The organism is Streptomyces marispadix (assembly GCF_022524345.1).
GTDB classification, from domain to species: domain Bacteria; phylum Actinomycetota; class Actinomycetes; order Streptomycetales; family Streptomycetaceae; genus Streptomyces; species Streptomyces marispadix.
Window position 1 is genome coordinate 3,037,955 of the sequence record NZ_JAKWJU010000002.1, and the last position, 21,404, is coordinate 3,059,358.

The window sequence follows — 21,404 nt, forward strand, 5'->3', positions numbered from 1 at the left end:
TGCCCCGGGCGAGGGAACCACCGCGGAAGAGAACCCTTGCGGACGGAACCGGAGCGCGGATACGCGGATACGCGGCGCCTCGGGACCCGAGGCGGCCGGAAACGCGGCGCCGTCGGGAGCCGCCCCGCCGCGCCCTCGCCGGATCTCGCCCCCGGATCTCGCCCTCCCCGGCATATTCCAACCGCCACCCCCGCGGGCCCCTCGTGTGCAAGCCTCCTTGCCTGCGTATGAGGTTCGTCATACGCACTCGTGACAGCGCGCACCGGGCAACCGCCGGGCCACACGGAAGACTGAGGGACATGGATGCGATCGAGGTCGACGGACTCAAACGGCGATACGCGAAGGGCTTCGAAGCCGTGCGAGGCGTCTCGTTCTCCGTACGGGAGGGCGAGATCTTCGCGCTGCTGGGCACCAACGGAGCGGGCAAGACCTCCACTGTCGAACTGCTGGAGGGCCTGGCGCGCCCCAGCGGCGGCAAGGTGAAGGTGCTCGGATTCGACCCGTATTCGGAACGCACCGCCGTGCGGCCCCGCACTGGCGTGATGCTTCAGGAGGGCGGCTTTCCCTCGGAGTTGACGGTCACCGAGACGATTCGGATGTGGGCGGGCTGCACCAGCGACGCGCGTCCCATCCGTGAGGTGCTGGCCCAGGTCGGGCTCTCCGACCGGCGTGCGAACGTACGCGTGAAGCAGCTCTCCGGCGGTGAACGGCGGCGACTGGACCTGGCGATGGCGCTCGTCGGGCACCCCGAGGTGCTCTTCCTGGACGAGCCGACCACCGGCATGGACCCCGAAGGGCGGCGCGACACCTGGGAGTTGGTGCGTGAGCTGCGCAGGGCGGGCACGACCGTGCTGCTGACCACGCACTATCTGGAGGAGGCCGAGGAGCTGGCCGACCGGCTGGCCATCATGCGCTCGGGGCGCATCGTCACCGCCGGCACTCCCGAACAGGTCGTCGCGGAGCGCCCGTCGAGCATCCGCTTCACGCTGCCGGCCGGTCTCGCGCCGCATCACCTTCCGCCGACGCTGCCGCCGGCCGCCGTCAACGAGGGCGGTCGCGTGGAGATCCGTACGCCGCGGCTCCAGGACGCGCTCACCGATCTGCTGCTGTGGGCACGCCAGTCCGGGGTCGAGCTGCCGGGGCTGCACGCCCGTACGGCCACGCTCGAGGAGGTCTTCCTGGAGATAGCGCAACGGCCGGAGGAGGAGACGGGCGAAGGCCAGGGGCCGGGCGGCGCCGCACCGAGCCAGGACGGCCCGGCCGGCGGCGAGATGGAGGTGGAGCGGGTATGAGCACCACGGACGCGGCCACGGTCAAGGCACCGGGCAGGGTGGACACTTCGGCGATGGGGCGGCGCCTGCGTGCCCTGGGACGAGCCGAGTTGACGCTGCTGATGCGCAACAAGGCGATGCTCTTCGTCGCACTCGCCACTCCCGTACTGCTCACGATCCTGATGCGGCAGACGATCAGCGGCATGAACCTCAAGGGCACCGGCCTCTCGATGGGGACGGTGCTGATCCCGGGCTCGATCGGGTACGTGCTGGTCTTCGCCGTCTACGCCAATCTGACCGGCATCTACGTCACCCGGCGCGAGGAGCTGGTGCTGAAGCGGCTGCGCACCGGTGAGGCGAGCGACGGCGAGATCCTGACGGGCAGCGCGCTGCCGTCGCTGGTGCTGGCGCTCGGGCAGTGCGCGCTGCTGCTGGCCGGCGGTGCGGCCGTGCTCGACCTCGCCCCGCCGGAGCGGCCCGAACTCGTCGTCGCGGGCGTGCTGCTGGGACTGGTGCTGATGGTGCTGCTGGCCGCGGTGTCGGCCGCCTTCACACGGACCACGGAGGCGTCGCAGATCACCACGTTCCCGTTCATGGCGATCTCTTTCGTGGGGTCCGGTGTCGTGGTCCCGCTGGATGTGATGCCGGACGCGCTCGCCAACGTGTGTTCCCTGCTGCCGGTGTCGCCGACCATGGAGCTGGTACGCAACGGCTGGGTGGGCACCCTGAGCGGCGCGGACACCGTCAAGGCACTCGTCGTGCTGGTGGTGTGGATCGTCCTCGGCACGCTCGCCGTACGGCGCTGGTTCCCCTGGGAGCCGCGGCGGTAGACGGAGGACGAGGAGCATGGGCACGTGATCGGCTGGTGGGTGTCCCCGAAGTACCGCCGCTGGCGGGAGCGCAGCAGCCACGAGCAGGTCGAGGCGTCGACGCGCTGGATGCTCGTGGCCTACGCCTGGGTCATCCTCATCGGCTTCGTCGCACAGCTCGTGCCCAACTCGGGCCCGGAGCCTCTGCCTTCGGCCCTCGCCTGGACCGTGCTCGGCATGGGCCTGGTGCAGTGCATGCTCTGTACCGGCGTGCTGCACCAGGCCCTCGACAGTTATCTGGGGACGCGCACCGTCGGGCGCACACAGCTCGTCCTGCCCGCGTCGCTCGTCGGGGCGATGACCGCGCTGACCGTGGCGCTCGTCGCGCTGGACGCGGTCGAGGGCGCGCTGACCGTGGGGCTGGCGCTGTACGGGACGCTGGCGCCGTTCGCGGTGACTTTCGGCGTGGCGGTGCCGCGCCGTACGGCGGCGCTGGCGCTGTGCGGCTATATCGCCGCGGCACCGGCCGCACTGGCGGCGGCGGGGATGGAGTGGTCGCGGGTGCTGGCGGCGGCGATCGTGTCGGGGCTCGGCGGGCTCATCTCGGTGTTCACCGGGCGCTCCTCGGCCTGGTACATCGCCGTGATCAGGGAGCTTCAGGAGGCCAGGGGCGTACAGGCGAGGCTGGCGGTCGCCGAGGAGCGGCTGCGCTTCAGCCGCGATCTGCACGACGTGATGGGACGCAATCTCTCCGCGATCGCGCTCAAGAGCGAACTGGCGGCGCAGCTCGCCCAGCGCGGGACGTCCGCTGAGGCGTCCGTGGAGCAGATGACGCAGGTGCAGCGCATCGCCCGTGAGTCGCAGTCGGAGGTGCGTGCGGTGGTGCGCGGCTACCGCGAGGTGGATCTGCCGACCGAACTCGCGGGCGCCCGCGGGATTCTGCGCGCCGCCGGGGTGGACTGCCGTACGGACAACGGCGGTTCGCGTCTTCCGGCACCCGTGCAGGCCGCGCTGGGCTGGGTCGTACGGGAGGGCGCGACGAATGTGCTGCGGCACGCGGACGCCACGTGGTGCACAGTATGGGTGGGCACGGACTCCTCGGGCGGCAGTGCGCTGCTGGTCATGGAGAACGACGGTGTACGTGCCGGTCCGGGCGGCGGGCGCAGCGGCTCCGGGCTCGCGGGGCTGCGGGAGCGACTCGACGGGGTCGGGGGCACGCTGCGGGCCGAACGGGTCGGCGAGAGCGGTACGTTCCGGCTGAGGGCGGAGGTCCCGCTGGCGACGGCGCACGGCGCCGGAGGCGAGGCCGCGCCCGGCACCGACGGCGGCACTGGCACGGACGGCGGCGCCGGTACGGACGGCGGCGCGGGCAGCGGCAGCGGCAGCCGCAGCCGCAGTGGCACCCAGGCCGGTGACTCCGCGGAGCCCACCGGTGGTACGGACGGGAAGGACACGGCGGAGTGAGCAGCGCGAACAGCGAGCCGGAGCGGGAAGGCGAGCGGGATTGCGTGCCCGGCTCCGGGCACGGCGGCGAAGCCGCATCCGGTGCCGCGGCCCACTCCGGGTCCGGGGCCGAGTCCGGTGCCAAGTCCAGCGCCGGGCCCGAGTCCGTGCCCGGCGGCCGGCCGCCCGGCACCATCCGCGTTCTGCTCGCCGACGACGAGCATCTGATCCGGGGCGCGCTGGCCGCGCTTCTCGCGCTGGAGGAGGACCTGACGATCGTCGCCGAGGCGGCGTCCGGGCCTGAGGCGCTGGCGATGGCCCGCGCGAACGAACCCGACGTGGCCGTACTGGACTTGCAGATGCCGGGCGCGGACGGCGTGCAGGTCGCCACGGACCTGCGTGACGAACTGCCCTCGTGCCGGACCATGATCGTGACCAGCCACGCCCGTCCGGGCCATCTCAAGCGCGCTCTCGCGGCAGGCGTCAGGGGCTTCGTCCCGAAGACCGCCTCCGCGCAGCAGCTCGCGGAGATCATCCGCAGCGTGCACGAGGGAACCCGTTACGTGGACCCGGAGTTGGCGGCCGACGCGATCAGCACTGGCGACTCCCCGCTGACGGCCCGCGAGGCCGAGCTGCTCGCCCTGGCGGCGAACGGCTCCCCCGTGGCGGAGATCGCCGAGCGCGTCTCGCTCACGCCCGGCACCGTACGCAACTACCTCTCGGCGGCGACCGCGAAGCTCGGTGCGGAGAACAGACACGCGGCGGCACGCATGGCGCGCGAGCGCGGCTGGCTCTGAGGCGCCGCCGGACGCTCGCGGGGCTGGCGGGGCGGACGGCACTCGGCGGCCGGGCACGGATGCTCAACCGGCCGCGGACTCACGTCGGTTGGCGCCGTCGTGACATCCAGCACGCGACGGGCCCCGGGCGCGCAGTGGTCGGCGGGTACCGCCCGCCTGCTCCGACAGCCGCTCACACGGGGCGAATTCGGACGATCCAGTTTCTCGGGTCGAAGCCGGGGAAAGCATTGCGATGCGGATATCTCTCCCTATCCCTTGCGTACCCCCGTGCCAATTCTCAAAGATTGAGGTTTACTTGAGCATGGCCGCCGGGAACCTGGAAAACAGGCACTGACCGGTAACGAATAGGTCCAGGCCATTATCAGCCGTGGCATAAAGCTGTCGCATTGCGCTGCAACAAACTGTCACGGATTCCTCTTCTGCCGCGCATCCCGTGCTGGCATCTTCATCCCTGCGGAAGCGAACCTGGGCATTCACGGGGAGGCAAGCGTGCGCTGGACCCGCTTCGCTGAAGTTTACGGTGACGACCGAAAGCTCAACCGACGGGGGACCCGCGCCCGGTGACCACCCTGAGCTTCCTGGCTTCGACCACTTTCGCGAGGAACAGCCAGTCATGTCTCACAAGCTCGGAGGAATCCCATGCTGGAAGAGAAGCTGAACCTGAAGATTCAGGACCAGCTCCACGAGGAGCACGCCGGCGAGATCGCCGAGGAAGCGGCTCCGGTCCTCGCCACCCCCGCTCTCGCGGGTGCCTTCGTCGGCGGTGCGGCCGTCGTGACCGGCGCGTACGCCGCCGGCAAGGCTGTCGGCTGACCACCGGCACGACACGCGGCCGGTCAACTCGGTCCGGCCGTCGACCATTCGCCCTCCACGGGACAGCGGCGTTCCGTAGGGCTCAGAACAGAAGGAGTGCGCACATGATCGATGTGACCTCGCACATCAACGAGTCGGCGGAGATCTCCGCCGTGGAGATCAACGACGCCGAGGGTGTCATCTTCACCGACTACACCCCGGTGATGGGCACCCCCGGCGCCTTCCTCGGCGGCGTCGCCATCGCCTCGGCGACGGTTGCCGCCTTCGAGCAGGGCAACAGCTGATCCAGCCACTGAGCCACTGATCACGCGGCCTCGTGGTACCCCCTTCTACGCGGCCGTATGAGACGGGGCTCCGCCCGGTCGGCCGGTCCTGACACCGGCCGACCGGGTAACACCATCATCGATGAAGGTTTCTTTCAAGTCGGCCCAGACCAACTGCCGGTTATTTGCTCACTATTCCCCGATTCTCCGCAGTTGTCTTCGCGGCCGACGCGACCTCGACTTTCGCACCACGCCCTCCCGTCATTCACCGCGACTCAGACCGCCACCCCCCACTCCGGGACCGGTACCGAGGAGACCGACGTGAAATCGCTTGCCAAAAAGCTGACCTCGACATTTCTCGGGCCGGTCCCGATCTCCCGTAGCCGTGCGCTTGCAATTTCCGAGCGGCTGACGGCGATGACTTCGCTCACATCGAGTCTCGAATACATCACCCACCAGCGGCAGATACGCCGCGGAGGGCTCAACGACTGGACGATCGCGCGGAAGATGCACGCCTCGTCGACGCGTCCCACCAGGCGCTTTCTGGACGCCGTAGGAAATCAACGGACCACGCAGGCACTGCACATCGCGCGAATCGCGGCGAGCGCCGCGCTGCTCGCCCCCGGCAACTCCCGCTGGCGGGGCGCCGCCAACGTCTTTCTCGGCGTGAGCAACGCCGCCCTCTATCCGCGCCACCGCTACGGAACGGACGGCTCCGACCAGGTCTCCTCGTTCGTCCAGACGGCCGCCGGACTGGCCCGGCTCTCCACCCAACCCGCCGTCCAGGACGCGCTGTTGTGGTACGTGGCCCTACAGGCGAACCTGTCCTATCTGGTCTCCGGCTGGGTGAAGCTGCTGGGGCAGCCCTGGCGTGACGGCTCCGCGCTCAACGGCATCATGCGCACCCGTACCTACGGGCACGAGGGCCTGTGGAAGTTGACCAACCGCTACCCGGTGCCCTCCCGTTATCTCGCGCACGGCGTGCTCGCCCTGGAGTGCCTGTTCCCAGTGGCGTACGCCAAAGGCGGTGCGCTGGCACGGCCGTTCATGGCGAGCGCCGCGGCCTTCCATCTGGCCAACGGCTACTTCATGGGCCTCGGCCGCTTCGTCACCGCCTTCGAGGCGATGCACCCGATGGTCGCCTACACCAGCGCGCCCAAGGACCACCCGGCGGTCGCGGGCCGCGACGACCGCATGCTGAAGGCCACCGCCTCCATGGCCGCCATCGGTGTGACCATTGCGGGTTTCCTCGCGGCGATGCGGAGGATGCGCGCCACCGACCCCTGGCCGCACGGCAAGGTGCTCACCAGCCGCCACGGCAACGAACTCCACTACAACGAGCGGATCTCCGACGACGAGAGGTCACCGGTGCTGGTGTTCGGTACCGGGATGATCTCCACGACGGAGCACTTCGGCTGGGTCACCGACAAGCTCGTCGAGGAGAGCGACTACGGGATCATCACCTACAGCCGCGCCGGGTACGGGCCGAGCAAGCGCCGCAGCACAGGGCCGTACACCCTCCAGGAGTCGGTCGACGATCTGGTCGACCTGGTACGGGGGTCGGTGGCCGAGGGCCGCGACGTCTACCTCGCGGGGCACTCGCTCGGCGGTGAGATCGCACGCCGTGCGGCCGTCGAACTCGGCGGCCGCGTAAAGGGCGTGATCTACCTCGACAGTTCCCACCCGGACGAGCTGACCCGCTCCAAGCAGCAGCAGGAGGCCGCGGACCGGCTGAAGGACGGGCTGAACATGTTCACGCGCAGCCTGCGGGCCGGGCTCGGTGCCACGCTCGTACGTCCCAAGTGGGTGCACGACCTGCCCGCGGAGGTACGCAGCCGGGCGTTCGCTCAGTACGCGGACAGCAAGCTGTGGCAGACCGGCATGCGCGAATGGGACGCCACGGAGGCCGACTTCCGCCGCTTCGAGGGGGACCTGCCGGCGATCGAGGCGCACGCGCTGGTGCTGTCGGCGCAGCGGACCGTCGACCGCGACCCCGAACAGCTCCTGATGCACAACGAGTTGGGCGCCGCACACCGCGGCGGGGGACGCGTCGTACACAACTCGGTGATCGAGGGCGCCGACCACGACACGATGCTCACGGACGCCCGCCTCGGCGGCGACGTGGGACGCCGGATTCTGGACTTCCTCCGCGAGGCGGAGGCCGCACAGGACGGCCGGGCCGGGAGCAGCCAGGCCGGGGGCGCCCGGAACAAGGGCGGTCAGTCCAAGGGGAACCAGTCCAAGGAGGCACGATGACCACCACCCAGAGCGGAGCCCGTTCGGCTCTCTCCCGCGCCTTCACGGGACCGGGCGGCCTCACCCGGGCCGCCGGGGCGGCACTGCTGCTCGGCACGCTCTCGGCGCAGCATCCGAACCCGCTGTTCAACAGGGCGCAGAAGATGGACATCTTCTCGGCGCTCTTCCCCAACTGGCGCTTCTTCGCGCCCACTCCGGCGCAGCACGACTACCACATCCTCTACCGGACGCTGAACCACGAAGGCGAGACGTCCAGTTGGCGGATGGTCGAGGTGATCGTGGGCCGCAAGCTGACGCAGATCTTCTGGTTCCCCGGACGCAGGCCCGAGAAGGCCGTCTTCGACATCGTCACCGAACTGACCACCCAGCTCGACAAGGGCTTCGGCGGGATGAAGAAGCTGCCCTCCTACCGAATGCTGGTCCGCTTCCTGCGCCAGCGCATCCGCGAGGACGGCGCGGCGGAGGGCGTGAAGGGCTTCCAGTTCACGCTCGTACGGGCCACCGGCTACGAGGAGACCGATCCCGAGGTCGTCTTCGTCTCCCCGTACACCCCGATGACGGCACCGGACGAGTCGCAGGGCGACGGCGAGGGCGCCCTCGGCTCGGGGCGGCCGTCCTACGAATCCCACATACGCGACGACTCACGCGGGGAGGTTCCCGCACAACCGGCCTGACCAGCCCCGGCCGGTCGCCCGGCCCGACCAGCCAGAGGCCCGACCAGCCCGAGGCCCGACCGGCCCGAACCGCAGCACACGCACAGATGTCCGCCCCCGTACCCGAGGGGGCGGGTGAACCGACTGATTCCCGGAAGGGGTCGATGCACATGTCCACCGGCTCGATCGTCATCTCCGTCATCGCCATCGTCATCGTCGCGGCCATCGCGCTGAACGTCTCCAAGAACAGCAAGAAGAAGTAAGCCGCACCGCCCGGCAGGCACTTCGGCACTCACGCAGTCAGGAAGCCGGCGGGCGCAAACGAAGCACAGCGGAAGGCCCGCACAACGAGACCGAGAGGGGGCCCTGATGAGCTCTGTGGACGACATAGGCTACGGGCGGCAGTTCGGAGACTTCTACGACCGGATCTTTCCGAGCGGCGCCTACACCGAGCCGACCGTGGCCAAGCTCGCCTCCCTGCATCCCAGCCCCGGTGAACGCGCACTCGAACTCGGCGTGGGCACCGGCCGGGTGGCGATACCCCTGGCCCAACGGGCCTTTCCCGTAAGGGGAGTCGACTCCTCGCCCGAGATGCTGGAACAGCTACGCACCAAGGCGAAGGAGGCGGACGCCGACGTCGAGGCGGTACACGGCGACATCCGCAAGTACACCGACGACGCGCGGTACGGACTCGTCTACTGCGTCTGCGCGACGTTCTCGATGATCCTCGACGCCGACGACCAGCGGGCCGTCATGCAGCACGCCGCGGACCGGCTCGCCCCCGGCGGCACCCTCGTCGTCGAGACGTCCAACCCCGGCGGGCTGCGCGCCCTCCACGAGGGGCAGCAGCGCACCTCGTACTTCATCCCCTATCCGGAGCCCAACACCGGGCTGCTGACGTACTCCACGGTCTTCGAGGAGAAGAGCCTGTGGCACGCGTCGCACATCTGGTTCGAGGACGGCAAGTCCTCCGTCGGCTCCGAACTGGCCCGGCTCACCACGCCGGAGGAGGTGGACGAGTACGCGGCAGCCGCCGGCCTGAAGCCGGTCGACCGCTGGGCGGACTGGGAGGAGACGCCCTGGGCGGAGGACTCCCCCATGTTCGTCAGCACCTACACGGCGAGGTGACCCAGGCATGAGCAGCACCCTGGAGGCGAAGGACACGCAGGGCGCCCCGGACCCACCGGACGCGCCGGGCACGGGCGCCGGTCCGGACGCGGGCCCCGACGCCGGCGCCGGTACGGGGACCGCGAGCGGCTCCCGTACCCTCCGCGCCGACGAACCGCTCGAGGCGCATCTGGGCCCCGCCCACGCACGCAGGCGGCGCGGCGGCAGCGGCCCGGCCGCCGTGTGGTACCTGGCGCGGCGCCACCGGGGTCTGCTCGCCGCGGGCATCGTGATCGGCCTGATCGGCGTGACGGCGCAGCTCGCGCAGCCGTACGCGATCGGCGAGCTGATCAAACAGGCGGGCGCGAACAAGCCGCTGACGGTGGCGATCCTCGTCCTCGTGGGGCTGTTCTGCGTCGACGGCGCCTTCTCCGCGCTCCAGTCGTATCTGATCGGGCGTGCGGGCGAGAACGTCGTCTACGACGTGCGGCTGCTGCTCACCAAGCGGCTGCTGCGCGTCGACCTCGCCGCGTACAGCAAGCAGCAGCAGGGCGACGTGCTGACTCGTACCGTCGCCGACACCTCGCTCGCGAAGATCGCACTGTCGCAGAGCCTCGCGCAGCTCGTGATCAACGGGTTCACGGTGGTGGGCGGCGTCGTCGTGATGTTCCTGATCGACGTGTGGATGATGCTCATCACGCTGGCCTGCCTCGGCATCGCCAGCGGCGTCTCGCTGGTGCTGGCGCGCAGCGTGCGCCGGGCCGCCGTCGTCAACCGCGAGGACACCAGCGCCTACGGCTCCGACGTGCAGCGCGCGCTCTCGGCGCTGCCGACGGTCAAGGCGTCCCGCGCGGAGGACCGCGAGACCCACCGCATCGGGCTGCTGGCCTGGCGGGCACGGAACTCGGGGGTGCGGGTCAACGGCCTCAACGCGCTGTTCATGCCGGCCATGAACGTCGGTACGCAGGCGGCGCTCGCCGTCGTCGTCGGCGTCGGCATGACCCGTGTGACCCGGGGGACGATGTCGATGGCGGACCTCACCGCCTTCGTGATGTATCTCTTCTACATGGTCTCCCCGCTGGTGCTGTTCTTCCTGGCCATCGGCCAGTTCCAGCAGGGGCGTGCCGCGATCCGCAGGGTCGACGAACTCACCACCCTCCCGCAGGAGGGCGGCGTGCTCGACAGGATGCGGCACCGCCCGAAGCCGCCCGTCAAGTCGTCGCTGGCGGCCGATGAGGACGCCGTCGAGTTCCGCTCCGTGCACTTCACCTACGGGGGCAAGGACGGCGCCGGCGGCGGAGAGGGCGAGGAAGGGGAGCAGGCCGCCGGGCCCGCCGAGACCCTCACCGACGTCACCTTCTCCGTGGCGTCCCGGGGAATGACCGCGGTGGTCGGCCCGTCCGGCGCCGGAAAGACCACGCTCTTCCAGCTCATCGAGCGCTTCCACGCTCTGGACGCCGGAAGCATCACCGTCGGCGGCAAGGACATCGAGACGATGCCGCTGGCGACGCTGCGCGGACTCGTCGGCTACGTACAGCAGGACACGGCGGCGATGCGCGGCACCGTGCGCGAGAACGTCGTCTACGCACAGCCCGACGCCCGCGAGGAGGACATCCGCGAGGTCATCGAGCTGGCAGGTCTCACCAAGGTCGTCGAGGAGCTGCCCGATGGGCTCGACACCGAACTGGGCGACCAGGGAAGCGGCCTGTCCGGCGGCCAGCGGCAGCGGCTGTGCATCGCACGCGCACTGCTTCAGAAGCCCGCGGTGCTGCTGCTCGACGAGGCGACCTCCCATCTGGACTCCGACTCCGAGCGCGAGTTCCGCGAGACGCTGCGCAAGGTCTCCGCTCGCTGCGCCGTCATCGCGATCGCGCACCGCATCTCGACCGTCGTCGACGCCGACATGATCGTGGTGATGAACGACGGCCGTGTGCAGGCCATCGGCAAGCACGACGAGCTGATGAAGCGGGACCCGCTCTACTACCGCCTCGCCAACTCCCAGCTCCAGGCGGCCACTTCGACCGCGTCCTGGCCCATGGACCCGTCCGGCGCCTCCGGTGCGCCCGGTTCGGCGGGTCCCGCTCCCCTGATGAACGGCGCCCCCGTGGGCGGCCCGCGGTGACCTCCACCGTCGACGCGGCGGTCGTCGGCAGCGGGCCCAACGGCCTCGCGGCGGCGGTGACTCTGGCACGCGCGGGCCTGCGGGTCGAGATGCACGAGGCCGCGGACGTCGTCGGCGGCGGTCTGCGCTGCCAGTCCTACTTCGACGGCGACATCAGGCACGACGTGTGCTCGGCGGTCCATCCGATGGCCGCCGCGTCGCCGTTCTTCCGTGAGTTCGACCTGACGGCGCGAGGGGTCGAACTCCTCGCTCCGGAAGTCGGTTACGCACATCCCCTCGACGACGGGCGGGCCGGTCTCGCCTTCCCCGACCTGGACGCCACCTGCGACCACCTCGGCGAGGACGGCCCGCGCTGGCGGCAGCTCATGGAGCCGCTGCTCCAGCACAGCACCGGACTCGTCGACTTCTTCATGGGCGGCCAGCGCTCACTGCCGGACGATCTCACCGCACCACTGCTGCTGGCGGCACGACTGCTGCCCCGGCGGCTGCTCCGCGGCTTCCGCGGCGACGTCGCCCCGGCACTGCTGACGGGAGTCGCCGCACACGCCGTGGGCAGGCTGCCGACCCTCGCCTCCGACGCCGTCGCGCTGCTGCTGGGGCATCTCGCACACGGCGCGGGCTGGCCGCTGCCACGCGGCGGCAGCGAACGCATCGCACATGTCATGGCCGACGACCTGCGGGCGCACGGCGGCACCATCCACACCGGTTCGCGCATCACTTCACTCGGCGAGCTGCGCCACGCTCGTGCCGTGCTGCTCGACACCGGGCCCGGCCAGTTGCTCGACCTCGCCGGGGACCGTCTTCCGTCGCTCTACGCACGGCAGTTGAGGCGTTTCCGCTACGGACCGGGCGCCGCGAAGGCCGACTTCCTCGTCTCCGAACCGATCCCGTGGACCAACCCGGAGGTGGGCCGCGCCGGCACCGTCCATCTCGGCGGCAGCCACACCGCGATCGCCCGGCAGGAGGGGCTGACGGTACGGGGCACACCCACCGGCGAGCCGTTCGTACTGCTCGTCGACCCCGCGGTCACCGACCCCGGACGTGCGCGCGACGGCAGGCGTCCCGTGTGGGCGTACGCACACGTGCCGAACGGCGATCCCCGCGATCCGGTCGCCCTCGTACGGTCACGCATCGAGAAGTACGCGCCCGGCTTCGGGGACACCGTGCTCGCCGCACGCGGCGTACCGGCCCGCGACTTGGACACGTACAACCCGAACTACGTGGGCGGCGACATCGGCGCGGGGGCGATGACTCTGTACCAGTCGCTGATGCGGCCCGTCGCACGCTTCGACCCCTGGCGCACGCCGCTGCCCGACGTCTTCCTGTGCTCGGCTTCGACACCGCCGGGGCCCGGTGTGCACGGCATGTGCGGTCATCTGGCGGCGCTCTCGGCGCTGCGCCACCGCTTCGGCATCCGCCGGGCGCCGTCGCTGGAGCCGGTCGCCTCCGCGGCGGCACGCTGAGGGCGGGCGGGCCCCGGGGATCGCGGGGCAGGTCTCATCCGTGCGGCTGAACGGCCGTGCCCGTCCCCGTGGTTGAGCACCGCGGGCCGCACCGTGCCGGACCGCCCCCGTCTGCTGCCGCCGTGGGCTCGGCCCGTTGATCCGGCTCCAGATCCCGGCTCGGACCGCAGCCAGATCCCCAGCTCGTGACCCCGCTCTCAGATCCAGCCGCGCTCCCTGGCGAGCAGCGCCGCCTGCGGCCGGTTGCCGGCGCCGAGGAGCTGCATCAGGTCCGCGATATAGCGACGGTAGGTACGTACGGAGACGCCCAGGTCGCGGGCGCCCGCCTCGTCCTTGCCGCCGGAGCACATGGCACGCAGCACCATCCGCTCCAGTTCGGAGGGCGCGTTCTCCTCGGTCCGCCACTCGCCGAGCAGCGTGCCCAGGTCCTCCGACTCGGCCCAGATCGACTCGAACAGCGCGAGGATGTTGGAGACCAGCCCGCTCTCCTGCGCGAACAGCGCGCCACGCGCGGTGTCTTCGGGGTCCACGGGCACCACAGCGGTACGGCGGTCGTACATCTGGATCTTCGCCGTCGTATGGGTCACGAGCCTCACACGCGCCCCGTGCGACTCCAGTTCGCGCAGATACGCCACCGTGGGCGCATGGTCGAGGGCCTTGCGGACCAGGACCGTACGGACCGAGAGTCCTCTGCGCAGACAGCGCAGCACACGCGGGCGTGCCTGGTCGATCTCGTCCTGCCGCAGCGCGACGCCGGGTTCGACGACGGCGACCTCCTCACGGGCGAAGAAGGCCAAGTCGTCTATGCGGTCGCGGATCTTCGGCGGGTCGGTGACCTGCTCGATGCCGACGACGGCCGGTTCGCGCTCCTCGCCGCGCTCCGCGCGCAGCGACGCCACCAACGGCTGGAGCTGGGTGACCCGTTGCAGCTTCTCATGCAGTTCGTGCAGCCGCAGATCGAGGAGCCTGGCCACGGCGACGTCCGGATCGGCCGCCGCGAGCCCGTCCGCCTGTCTGCGGAGCAGGCCGAGTTCACGCAGTCTGCGAAGCTCTCTCCGTGCCGCGTTCGGGGGCAGCCGGAGCTGGTCGATGAGGCCGTCGAGACCTATACCGGGCTCTCTCAGACAAAGCCGGTAGATATGTTCCTGCTCCTCGGTGAGACCGAGATACGACATCTCGTTCGTACCCAAGGTCCGTTTCCCCCTGTTCGGTCGTCCGCCAGGACCCGTGCAAGTGGGCGGTCGTCAAAGCTTGGGAACCCACATGCCTGAACAGGCTTCCGAGCATAGAAAAAACGAAGGCGTCCAACACCCCTGATTGAAAGACCATTTCGAAAGGGCCCTTCATATGGTGCGGGTCTGCCCCTCTATGCACCTTCACGGAACGCGGAATCGACTCCGGGGAAATTTCCGTGTGTTCAGCATCCGGATGGTGCCGGATCACTCCCAGTCGAGCCCCGTGAGCATGCCGTACACCTCGGCGTACTTCTCGCGGGTCTGCCGTACGACGTGATCGGGCAGCGCGGGCGGCGGCTTCTCGCCGCTCCTGTCCCAGCCGGACTCCGGACCGGAGAGCCAGTCCCTCACGAACTGCTTGTCGAACGACGGCTGGGACCTGCCCGGCTCCCACCCGTCCGCGGGCCAGAAGCGCGACGAGTCCGGCGTGAGTACCTCGTCGCCGAGCACCAGGCCCACGTCCGACTCGGCGTGCACCCCGATTCCGTCGCCGCCCTCGCCCGTCCTGTGCCCGAACTCGAACTTGGTGTCAGCGAGGATGATGCCCCGGTCGAGCGCCACGTCACGGGCGCGCTGATAGACGGCGAGCGTCAACTGGCGTAGCTGCGCGGCGGTTTCGGCCCCCACCTCGCGGGCGACCTCCTCGTAGCTGACGTTCTCGTCGTGGTCGCCGACGGCGGCCTTCGTCGCGGGCGTGAAGATCGGGCCGGGCAACTCCGAACCGTCCGTCAGCCCTTCGGGCAGCGCCAGCCCGCAGACCGTACGGCTCCGCTCGTACTCCTCCAGGCCCGAACCCGTCAGATAACCGCGGGCGACGCACTCCACCGGGATCATGCGCAGCGAACGGCACACCATGGTGCGCCCCTCCCAGTCCGCCGGTGCGCCCTCGGGCACGTCGGTGCCGATGACGTGGTTGGGCACGAGGTCGGCGAGCTGCTCGAACCACCACAGGGAGAGCTGGGTGAGGATACGGCCCTTGTCGGGGATCTCGGTCGGCAGCACCCAGTCGTACGCGGAGATGCGGTCGCTGGCGACCATGACCAGGTCGCCCGCCTCGTTGCGGTACAGATCGCGCACCTTGCCGGTGTGCAGATGCAGCAGGCCCGGAACCTGCACGGGGTCGGGCTTCTCCACGAATCCGGACACTGGTCCTCCGCGGTCGGGGTGGTCTCCCCCGGGACGCGCGAAGCGCGGGCAGCCGGGAGAGGTGTGTGCGCTTCAGCTCCCGATTGTCCCGTACGAGGGCATCGCACACCTCCCGGGGGCGGGCCGGGCGGCGGCCACGGCGGTCAGAGCCCTTGCCGTCGGCGGCCTCGCGTCAGCAGCCCTTGCAGACACGGTCGAGGAGGTTCGCGGTGGCGCGCTGCACCCGGGGGTCCACATGGCCGGGACGGTCGAGGGCGGGCGACCAGGCGAAGGTGCCGGAGCAGAAGACGAGCGCACCGGACGGCGCACGGTAGAGGGACGTCTCCTGATGGCGGCGCACCCCGCGTATGTCCTCGTACGGGGAGTGGGCGAGCAGCACACGCTCCGTGTGGTCCGGCAGATTCGTACGCGGGTAGTAGCAGTCGGCCTCGCCGGCGACCAGACCGGGCAGCGCGTCGCCCTCGCCGACACCGGTGGACTCCCACAGCCAGTGGTCGCTGTTGCGCACCACCAGCGGGTACGGCTCCGGCACCTGACCCGCGTACTGGATGCCCAGCACCCGCTGCTCCGGCTCGCCCTGGGTGCGCCACTGGGCGGGCCGCCCGGGGCCGCGGCGCTTACGGCACGTCAGCAGGCGGTCGGGGGCGCCGCCGGGCAGCGGGTCCAACTGGACCTGCCAGTACATGGTGTCGGCGGAGAGGAAGACCAGCGAGGTGCCCTTGTCGCGTGCCCGCTCCACCGCGCGGCGCATGGGCACCGTCCAGTACTCGTCGTGCCCGGGGAAGACGACGCCTCGGCAGCGGGACGGGTCGACCCGTCCCGCGTGCAGATCGCGGGCGTCGGCGTAGGCGATGTCGTAGCCCTGGCGCTCGGCCCAGCGGATGAAGTCGTAGGCGTGGCCCACGTGGAGGGGCAGACCGGCACCGGCGTAGGGACGGTCGAAGGAGACGGTGACGGCGGCGTCCGCCTCGCCCAGCAGCCGCCCGTCCTCGTCCCACGAGTGGTAGAAGCTGGCGCCGGTGCGGCCGTCCTCCGGGAAGAGGTTGTACGCCTGCCACGTGATGTCCGGCAGTACGAGGAGGAGGTCGGCGGGGGTGCGGTCGCGGACCGTGAACGGGATGTGCGAGCGGTGACGACCGTCGGCGGTGGTCAGTACGGCGACATAGGCGCCGGTGGCCCAGTGTTCGGGGATCTGCAATCGCCACGACAGCCACCAGTGGTGGCAGGAGACGGTCTTGTCGGCGGCGAGCGGCGCCGGCTGTCTGATGCCCGACAGCCGCGGACTGGTGGTGATCTTCCGCGCTCCGTCGCCGTCGTAGTGGCCGATGCGGTAGATGTCGACGCCGAAGGACTGGGGCGGATCGACTGTGATGCGGAAGTCGATGGACTCTCCGGGCGCCGTGCCCCCGTCGCTTCCGGCGAAGCCCTTGATCTGGCAGTGCAGATCGTCGGCCGTACGAGGGCGGCCCACGCCGGGGTGGCGCCGGACGCGCTCGCCGCACAGCACGTCCTCCAGCCCTGTGTGGTCCACGTACCAGGGGATCATGCGCCCGTTGTCGAAGTGCTGCTCGCCGAAGCGGAGCCAGGGGAGCGGCCCCTGCCCGCACGGGTCGGTCAGCGCGTGCGCCAGCGCTCCCGACTCCCAGCGCCGGATGTCCTCTTCCTTCCCCACCTGTGACCCGACCCCCACTCTCGTCGACGCCCCCCGAAGGAGCCACCCCATCACATTACGCGAGCAGCGCGTCACCCCCCGCAGCAGATGTGAGGAAGACGAAAGGAGGGATCAGACGAGACGGACAGGTTTGTCCGGCCTGACTCCCACGGCCGCCATCCAGTCACGCAGCGGCCGGGAATCGCCCTCCTCGACGAGGCCCAGCACGTGGCCCGTCAGGTCCGCCCTGCTCACCCCGTCCACCAGCAGCGCGGGGCCGTCGAGCCAGTCCAGGCCGGGGGCCGCTCCCGCGGTGTCCACGGCCGCGCAGCAGATCACCGCCGTGATGTGCTCCGTCATCAACTCCCGCCCGGTGCGCGGCGCTTGGAGGGGAAGTCCCATGGGTGTCACGGCGGACCCGCCGGGCCCGTCGCCCACGCCCGGTATGAGCGGGCCCACGAGCGCCTCCTCGCGCGACTCACGAGCGCTCTCGCGTGCGACCGCGGCCCCTATGCGGGCGGCCAGCTCCTCCGTGCGGTCCGCTCCGCCTTCGGCCAGCCACTCCAAGATCCGTACCGGGGTCGCCGCGGCCTCGGCAGGGCCGCCGGGACGGTCCAGCGCATCGAGATGCGTGAAGAGACGGGCCGCGCGGGCCCGCCAGATGCGGTCCACGACCTCCTCCGGATACGCCTGCCAGTCGACCGGCGCCCAGTCCGGGCCCGCCTCGGCCGGGCCGCCGTGGAAGAGGCGGGCGGCCAGCAGCGAGACCGCCTCGTCGACGGCGCCGGGCTCGTCCAGCAGATCGCACGCGGGACGCTCCCCCAGCCGCGAGGTGAACCCCTCGGCGAGCCTGTCCCGGTGGGACAGCTCCGTGAGCGCGGAGACGACGCCGGCGTCGAGGCGGGCGGGCCACCGCCCGATGCGCCACGCGGGCAGGGCGACTCTCGTCAGCAGCCTGTCCCAGCCCGCGTAGGCGAGGCCGACCTGCTCCTGCGCCGCCGTACGCAGCGCGTGGTCCACACCCTGTGCACGGGAGGCCGCCGCCGCGGCGACGCCCCGCTCCATCTCGGCCGCGTGCTGCGCGCAGGCGCGGAGCATCAGCCGTGCGCAGAAGCCCGCGAAGCGCAGCAGCGCCCGGTGGACCGCGCCACGGGCCCGCGCCGCCGTTCCTGCGAGGGCCGTCGCCTTGCCTGAACCGGCAAGTGCCGTATGTGAACCGGGATGTGGCTCGCCCGCCCGGGCTTGTGCCTCGCCCTCACGCCGGGCCTGCGCCTTGTCGGCGACCGCGACCGCCGCGTCCAAACCCCTCACGAACCGGCGGGCCGCCGCTATGTCCGGATGTGCCGAGGGACCGGTGCCCGCGACGACGGGGGCCAGCAGGGCACGCAGCTCCGCCACCCTCATCCACCACAGGAACGGCGAGCCGATCACCAGCACCGGAGGGACCCGCTCCCGCGTGCGGTGCGAGCGGTCCTCCAGCCAACTGTCGCAGTCGGGGGTGAGCGCCACCGCCGAGGGCACGGGGACCTCCAGCCGCTCGGCCAGGTCCCGCACCAGCTCGTAGAGGTCCGCGGCGGCGCTCTCCTCCACGGGCACCGTCGGGGAGACGGCGGGCCGCGACCGGGCGATGACCGCGGCGACACCGGCCGCCGTCGCCAGCGCCAGCACCGCAGCGCAGCAGAGCGCGACCCGCACACCGGCCCAGCCGGGGCCGCCGACGCGGCCCGTCGTCTCCGCCGCGAAGACGATCACCGCACCCGCGGCGGGCAGCAGTGCGAGAGCGAGCGCCGCGCCGCGGATGCGGAGCACGGAGAGAGCGTGTGAACGCGCGGAGCGCGTCCCTGCCTGGCGGCCCACCACGAACTGCTCACCCCCATCCCTACGGGCCCGCACACCCGGGCTCAGTGGTCCCCACTGTGGCACCGCGCACCGACACCGCAATGTGCGCGGGGCCACTCGGGACACAGCCGGGCATACGGTCGGAACGTCCCATTCGACTTGCGCGGAACCCTAGTTGGGGCCCTGACAGCCGTCAGCCGCTCCGCTGTCCGGTCACTCGATGGAATGGCTTTGGGGAAAGCTCTTGCGTCCGTGGGGGGTGCGAAAGGTGTCCGCCTTGCTCCCTTTCGCCCCTCTTCATGGGGAGTCGGGCGGTCGCTTCACGCCGGTTCAGGCCGTGGCCGCCGCCCGTTCAGGCCGTGGAAGCCGCCGCTTCCGCCGCGATGTCGCCGCGGTGATGCGAACCGTCCAGCCGGATACGCCGCACCGCCTCGTAGGCACGTTCACGCGCCCCCGCCAGCCCCTCGCCCGTCGCCGTGACGGACAGGACGCGACCGCCCGCGCTGACCACCCGGCCCTCCGTGTCGCGCTTGGTGCCGGCGTGCAGCACATACGCCTCGGGCCCGTCCAGCCGTGCCACCTCGTCCAGGCCCTCGATCACATCGCCCGTACGGGGCGCCGCCGGGTAGTCCCGCGCCGCTACGACGACGGTGACTGCCGCCTCGTCGCTCCAGCGCGGCGGCGGTACGTCCGCGAGCCGCCCCGTGGCCGCCCCGTACAGCAGCCCGGCGAGCGGCGTACGCAGCCGTGCCAGTACGGCCTGGGTCTCCGGGTCGCCGAAACGGGCGTTGAACTCGATGACGCGCACGCCCCGCGACGTGATCGCGAGTCCCGCGTAGAGCAGCCCGGAGAACGGCGTGCCACGGCGCCGCAGTTCGTCGACGGTGGGACGCAGCACCGTCTGCTCGATCTCCTCGACCAGGCCGTGCCGGGCCCAGGGAAGCGGCGAATAGGCGCCCATGCCGCCGGTGTTGGGGCCCTCGTCGCCGTCGTAGGCGCGCTTGAAGTCCTGCGCGGGCTGGAGCGGCACGACGGTCTCGCCGTCGGTCACCGCGAAGAGCGACACCTCCGGGCCGTCCAGGAACTCCTCGATGACGACCCGCCCGCAGGCACGCCCGTGGGCGCGTGCCGCCTCGATGTCGTCCGTCACCACGACGCCCTTGCCCGCTGCCAGTCCGTCGTCCTTGACGACGTACGGCGGGCCGAAGGCGTTCAGGGCCTCGTCGATCTCCTCCGGCGTGGTGCACACATGGCTGAGTGCGGTCGGCACCCCGGCCGAGGCCATCACGTCCTTGGCGAACGCCTTCGACCCCTCCAGCCGCGCCGCCTCGGCGGACGGCCCGAACACGGCGACGCCCCGCGCCCGCAGCGCGTCCGCGACACCCGCGACCAGCGGCGCCTCCGGCCCGATGACGACGAGATCGGCGTCGATCTGCGGTGTCTCCGCCAGCGCGGAGACGGCGGCGCCGTCGGTCGGGTCGACGGCGTGCAGCGTGGCGACCTCGGCGATCCCGGCGTTGCCGGGCGCACAGTGCAGCCCCGTGACCTCGGGGTCGAGCGATAGGGAGCGGCACAGGGCGTGTTCGCGGGCGCCGCCGCCGATGACCAGAATCCTCACGGGAGCAGCCTAGACGTCGCCCTCGGCGCCCTTCACACGGCACTCTTTCGAGTGAGTCCGGAATCGCTCCTATACCTGAACAGTGCACAATTCCGTGGGAGTTCAGCCGCAAAGTGGTGTTGCGTCCCCACTTACGGCGGTAGGAAGGGCCCTTCGAATCGGTCGTGGGCCGTCGTGCGTTCGTTGTGGGGTGTGGCTGTGAGCAAGCCGGAGATGCGGCCGGGGGCTGGACGGGCCTTCCCGCTCGGTGACTGGGGCGAGCCGGGGGACCGCCTCGACGAGCTCTACGTATGGGTCGAGCAGCGCGCTCTGTTCATCGCCGACTGGTATCTCGCCGACCGCACCCGCAAGCGGCTCGGTGCACGTGTACTGCGCACCGGCGCCTCCCTGGGTGCGACGGCGGCGGCGCTGCTGCCGCTGCTCGCCCTCACGGGCACGCTGCCCAGGGGCGTCGCCCTCTGGGGTTATGTGGCGCTGCTGGCGGCCGTGATGTGCGTGTTCGCCGACCGCTGTTTCGGGCTGACCACGGGCTGGATCAGGGACGTCGCCACCGCGCAGGCCATCCAGCGGAGGCTGGAGGCCCTTCAGTACGACTGGGCGTCGGAGTCGGTGCGCGAGATGCTCGGGCCGAAGGAGGGCGGCGCCAACGAGGCGGCCGAGCGCGGGCTGACGCTGCTGCGCCGCTTCACCGAGGACGTCTCCGAGGTCGTACGGGCCGAGACCGCGGACTGGATGCTGGAGTTCAGGCCGGGCTTCACACCGCCCGCCTCGCAGCAGGACACGGGACAGCCGGCTCGTCCCGCGGAGGTCTGCGTCGCAGCGCAGAACGTGCACCGCTTCCCGAAGTCTCCGGGGCTACGCCCGAGCATGCCCCGCCAGCGGCCGCCGGAGGAGCCGTCCAACTGAGCCGTGCACGGT

The 21,404-nt window shown here is 71.0% G+C and carries 17 protein-coding genes; 12 read left to right on the forward strand and 5 right to left on the reverse strand.

Annotation, left to right across the window (positions count from 1 at the left end; translation table 11 throughout):
* The first annotated feature begins 299 nt into the window (after positions 1 to 299).
* From MMA15_RS12655 to MMA15_RS12705, 11 genes are all read left to right on the forward strand, one after another.
* Positions 300 to 1,292, forward strand: coding sequence for an ABC transporter ATP-binding protein (locus MMA15_RS12655; RefSeq protein ID WP_241059483.1), 993 nt, complete (start codon positions 300 to 302; stop codon positions 1,290 to 1,292).
* Positions 1,289 to 2,101, forward strand: a complete 813-nt coding sequence (locus MMA15_RS12660; RefSeq protein ID WP_241059485.1) for an ABC transporter permease — start codon at positions 1,289 to 1,291, stop codon at positions 2,099 to 2,101. Before MMA15_RS12655 ends, MMA15_RS12660 begins: the two co-directional genes overlap by 4 nt.
* A gap of 24 nt (positions 2,102 to 2,125) precedes the next feature.
* Entirely contained in the window at positions 2,126 to 3,544 is a 1,419-nt protein-coding gene (locus MMA15_RS12665) for a sensor histidine kinase (protein ID WP_241059491.1), read from the forward strand.
* Between the two features lie 146 nt (positions 3,545 to 3,690).
* Positions 3,691 to 4,320 carry a response regulator transcription factor gene (locus MMA15_RS12670; protein WP_241063167.1) on the forward strand — a complete coding sequence of 210 codons (630 nt, stop codon included), beginning with the start codon at positions 3,691 to 3,693 and terminating at the stop codon, positions 4,318 to 4,320.
* A 639-nt stretch (positions 4,321 to 4,959) separates the two neighbouring features.
* Entirely contained in the window at positions 4,960 to 5,133 is a 174-nt protein-coding gene (locus MMA15_RS12675; protein ID WP_169140039.1) for a hypothetical protein, read from the forward strand.
* 104 nt (positions 5,134 to 5,237) lie between these two features.
* A complete protein-coding gene (locus MMA15_RS12680) occupies positions 5,238 to 5,417 on the forward strand; it encodes a hypothetical protein (protein ID WP_241059493.1) in 180 nt (59 codons plus the stop codon).
* Between the two features lie 300 nt (positions 5,418 to 5,717).
* Entirely contained in the window at positions 5,718 to 7,652 is a 1,935-nt protein-coding gene (locus MMA15_RS12685) for an alpha/beta fold hydrolase (RefSeq protein WP_241059495.1), read from the forward strand.
* The gene (locus tag MMA15_RS12690) at positions 7,649 to 8,326 is read left to right on the forward strand and encodes a hypothetical protein (RefSeq protein WP_241059497.1); all 678 of its coding nucleotides are present in this window, start codon (positions 7,649 to 7,651) and stop codon (positions 8,324 to 8,326) included. Before MMA15_RS12685 ends, MMA15_RS12690 begins: the two co-directional genes overlap by 4 nt.
* 348 nt (positions 8,327 to 8,674) lie before the next feature.
* Positions 8,675 to 9,433 (forward strand): class I SAM-dependent methyltransferase, encoded by a 759-nt coding sequence (locus MMA15_RS12695; RefSeq protein ID WP_241059499.1) that lies wholly within the window; start codon positions 8,675 to 8,677, stop codon positions 9,431 to 9,433.
* Between the two features lie 7 nt (positions 9,434 to 9,440).
* Positions 9,441 to 11,534, forward strand: a complete 2,094-nt coding sequence (locus tag MMA15_RS12700) for an ABC transporter ATP-binding protein (RefSeq protein WP_241059501.1) — start codon at positions 9,441 to 9,443, stop codon at positions 11,532 to 11,534.
* The gene (locus MMA15_RS12705; protein ID WP_241059503.1) at positions 11,531 to 12,997 is read left to right on the forward strand and encodes a phytoene desaturase family protein; all 1,467 of its coding nucleotides are present in this window, start codon (positions 11,531 to 11,533) and stop codon (positions 12,995 to 12,997) included. Before MMA15_RS12700 ends, MMA15_RS12705 begins: the two co-directional genes overlap by 4 nt.
* Before the next feature lie 197 nt (positions 12,998 to 13,194).
* Here MMA15_RS12705 and MMA15_RS12710 read toward each other — a convergent pair whose 3' ends face one another.
* The 5 genes from MMA15_RS12710 to purD all read right to left on the reverse strand — a co-directional run bounded on the left by MMA15_RS12710 (position 13,195) and on the right by purD (position 20,486).
* A complete protein-coding gene (locus MMA15_RS12710) occupies positions 13,195 to 14,187 on the reverse strand; it encodes a helix-turn-helix domain-containing protein (protein ID WP_241059505.1) in 993 nt (330 codons plus the stop codon).
* A gap of 249 nt (positions 14,188 to 14,436) precedes the next feature.
* Positions 14,437 to 15,378, reverse strand: a complete 942-nt coding sequence (locus tag MMA15_RS12715) for a phosphoribosylaminoimidazolesuccinocarboxamide synthase (protein WP_241059507.1) — start codon at positions 15,376 to 15,378, stop codon at positions 14,437 to 14,439.
* 172 nt (positions 15,379 to 15,550) lie between these two features.
* Positions 15,551 to 17,050, reverse strand: a complete 1,500-nt coding sequence (locus MMA15_RS12720; protein ID WP_241059509.1) for a N,N-dimethylformamidase beta subunit family domain-containing protein — start codon at positions 17,048 to 17,050, stop codon at positions 15,551 to 15,553.
* Positions 17,051 to 17,161: 111 nt separating this feature from the next.
* On the reverse strand, positions 17,162 to 18,838 hold the full coding sequence (locus MMA15_RS12725) for a hypothetical protein (RefSeq protein WP_241059511.1): 1,677 nt from the start codon (positions 18,836 to 18,838) through the stop codon (positions 17,162 to 17,164).
* Positions 18,839 to 19,220: 382 nt separating this feature from the next.
* The gene (gene purD, locus MMA15_RS12730; RefSeq protein WP_241059513.1) at positions 19,221 to 20,486 is read right to left on the reverse strand and encodes a phosphoribosylamine--glycine ligase; all 1,266 of its coding nucleotides are present in this window, start codon (positions 20,484 to 20,486) and stop codon (positions 19,221 to 19,223) included.
* 213 nt (positions 20,487 to 20,699) lie between these two features.
* Here purD and MMA15_RS12735 point away from each other — a divergent pair, with 213 nt between their 5' ends.
* Complete coding sequence (locus MMA15_RS12735) at positions 20,700 to 21,392, forward strand: SLATT domain-containing protein (RefSeq protein ID WP_241063168.1); 693 nt, start codon at positions 20,700 to 20,702, stop codon at positions 21,390 to 21,392.
* Positions 21,393 to 21,404: the final 12 nt, after the last annotated feature.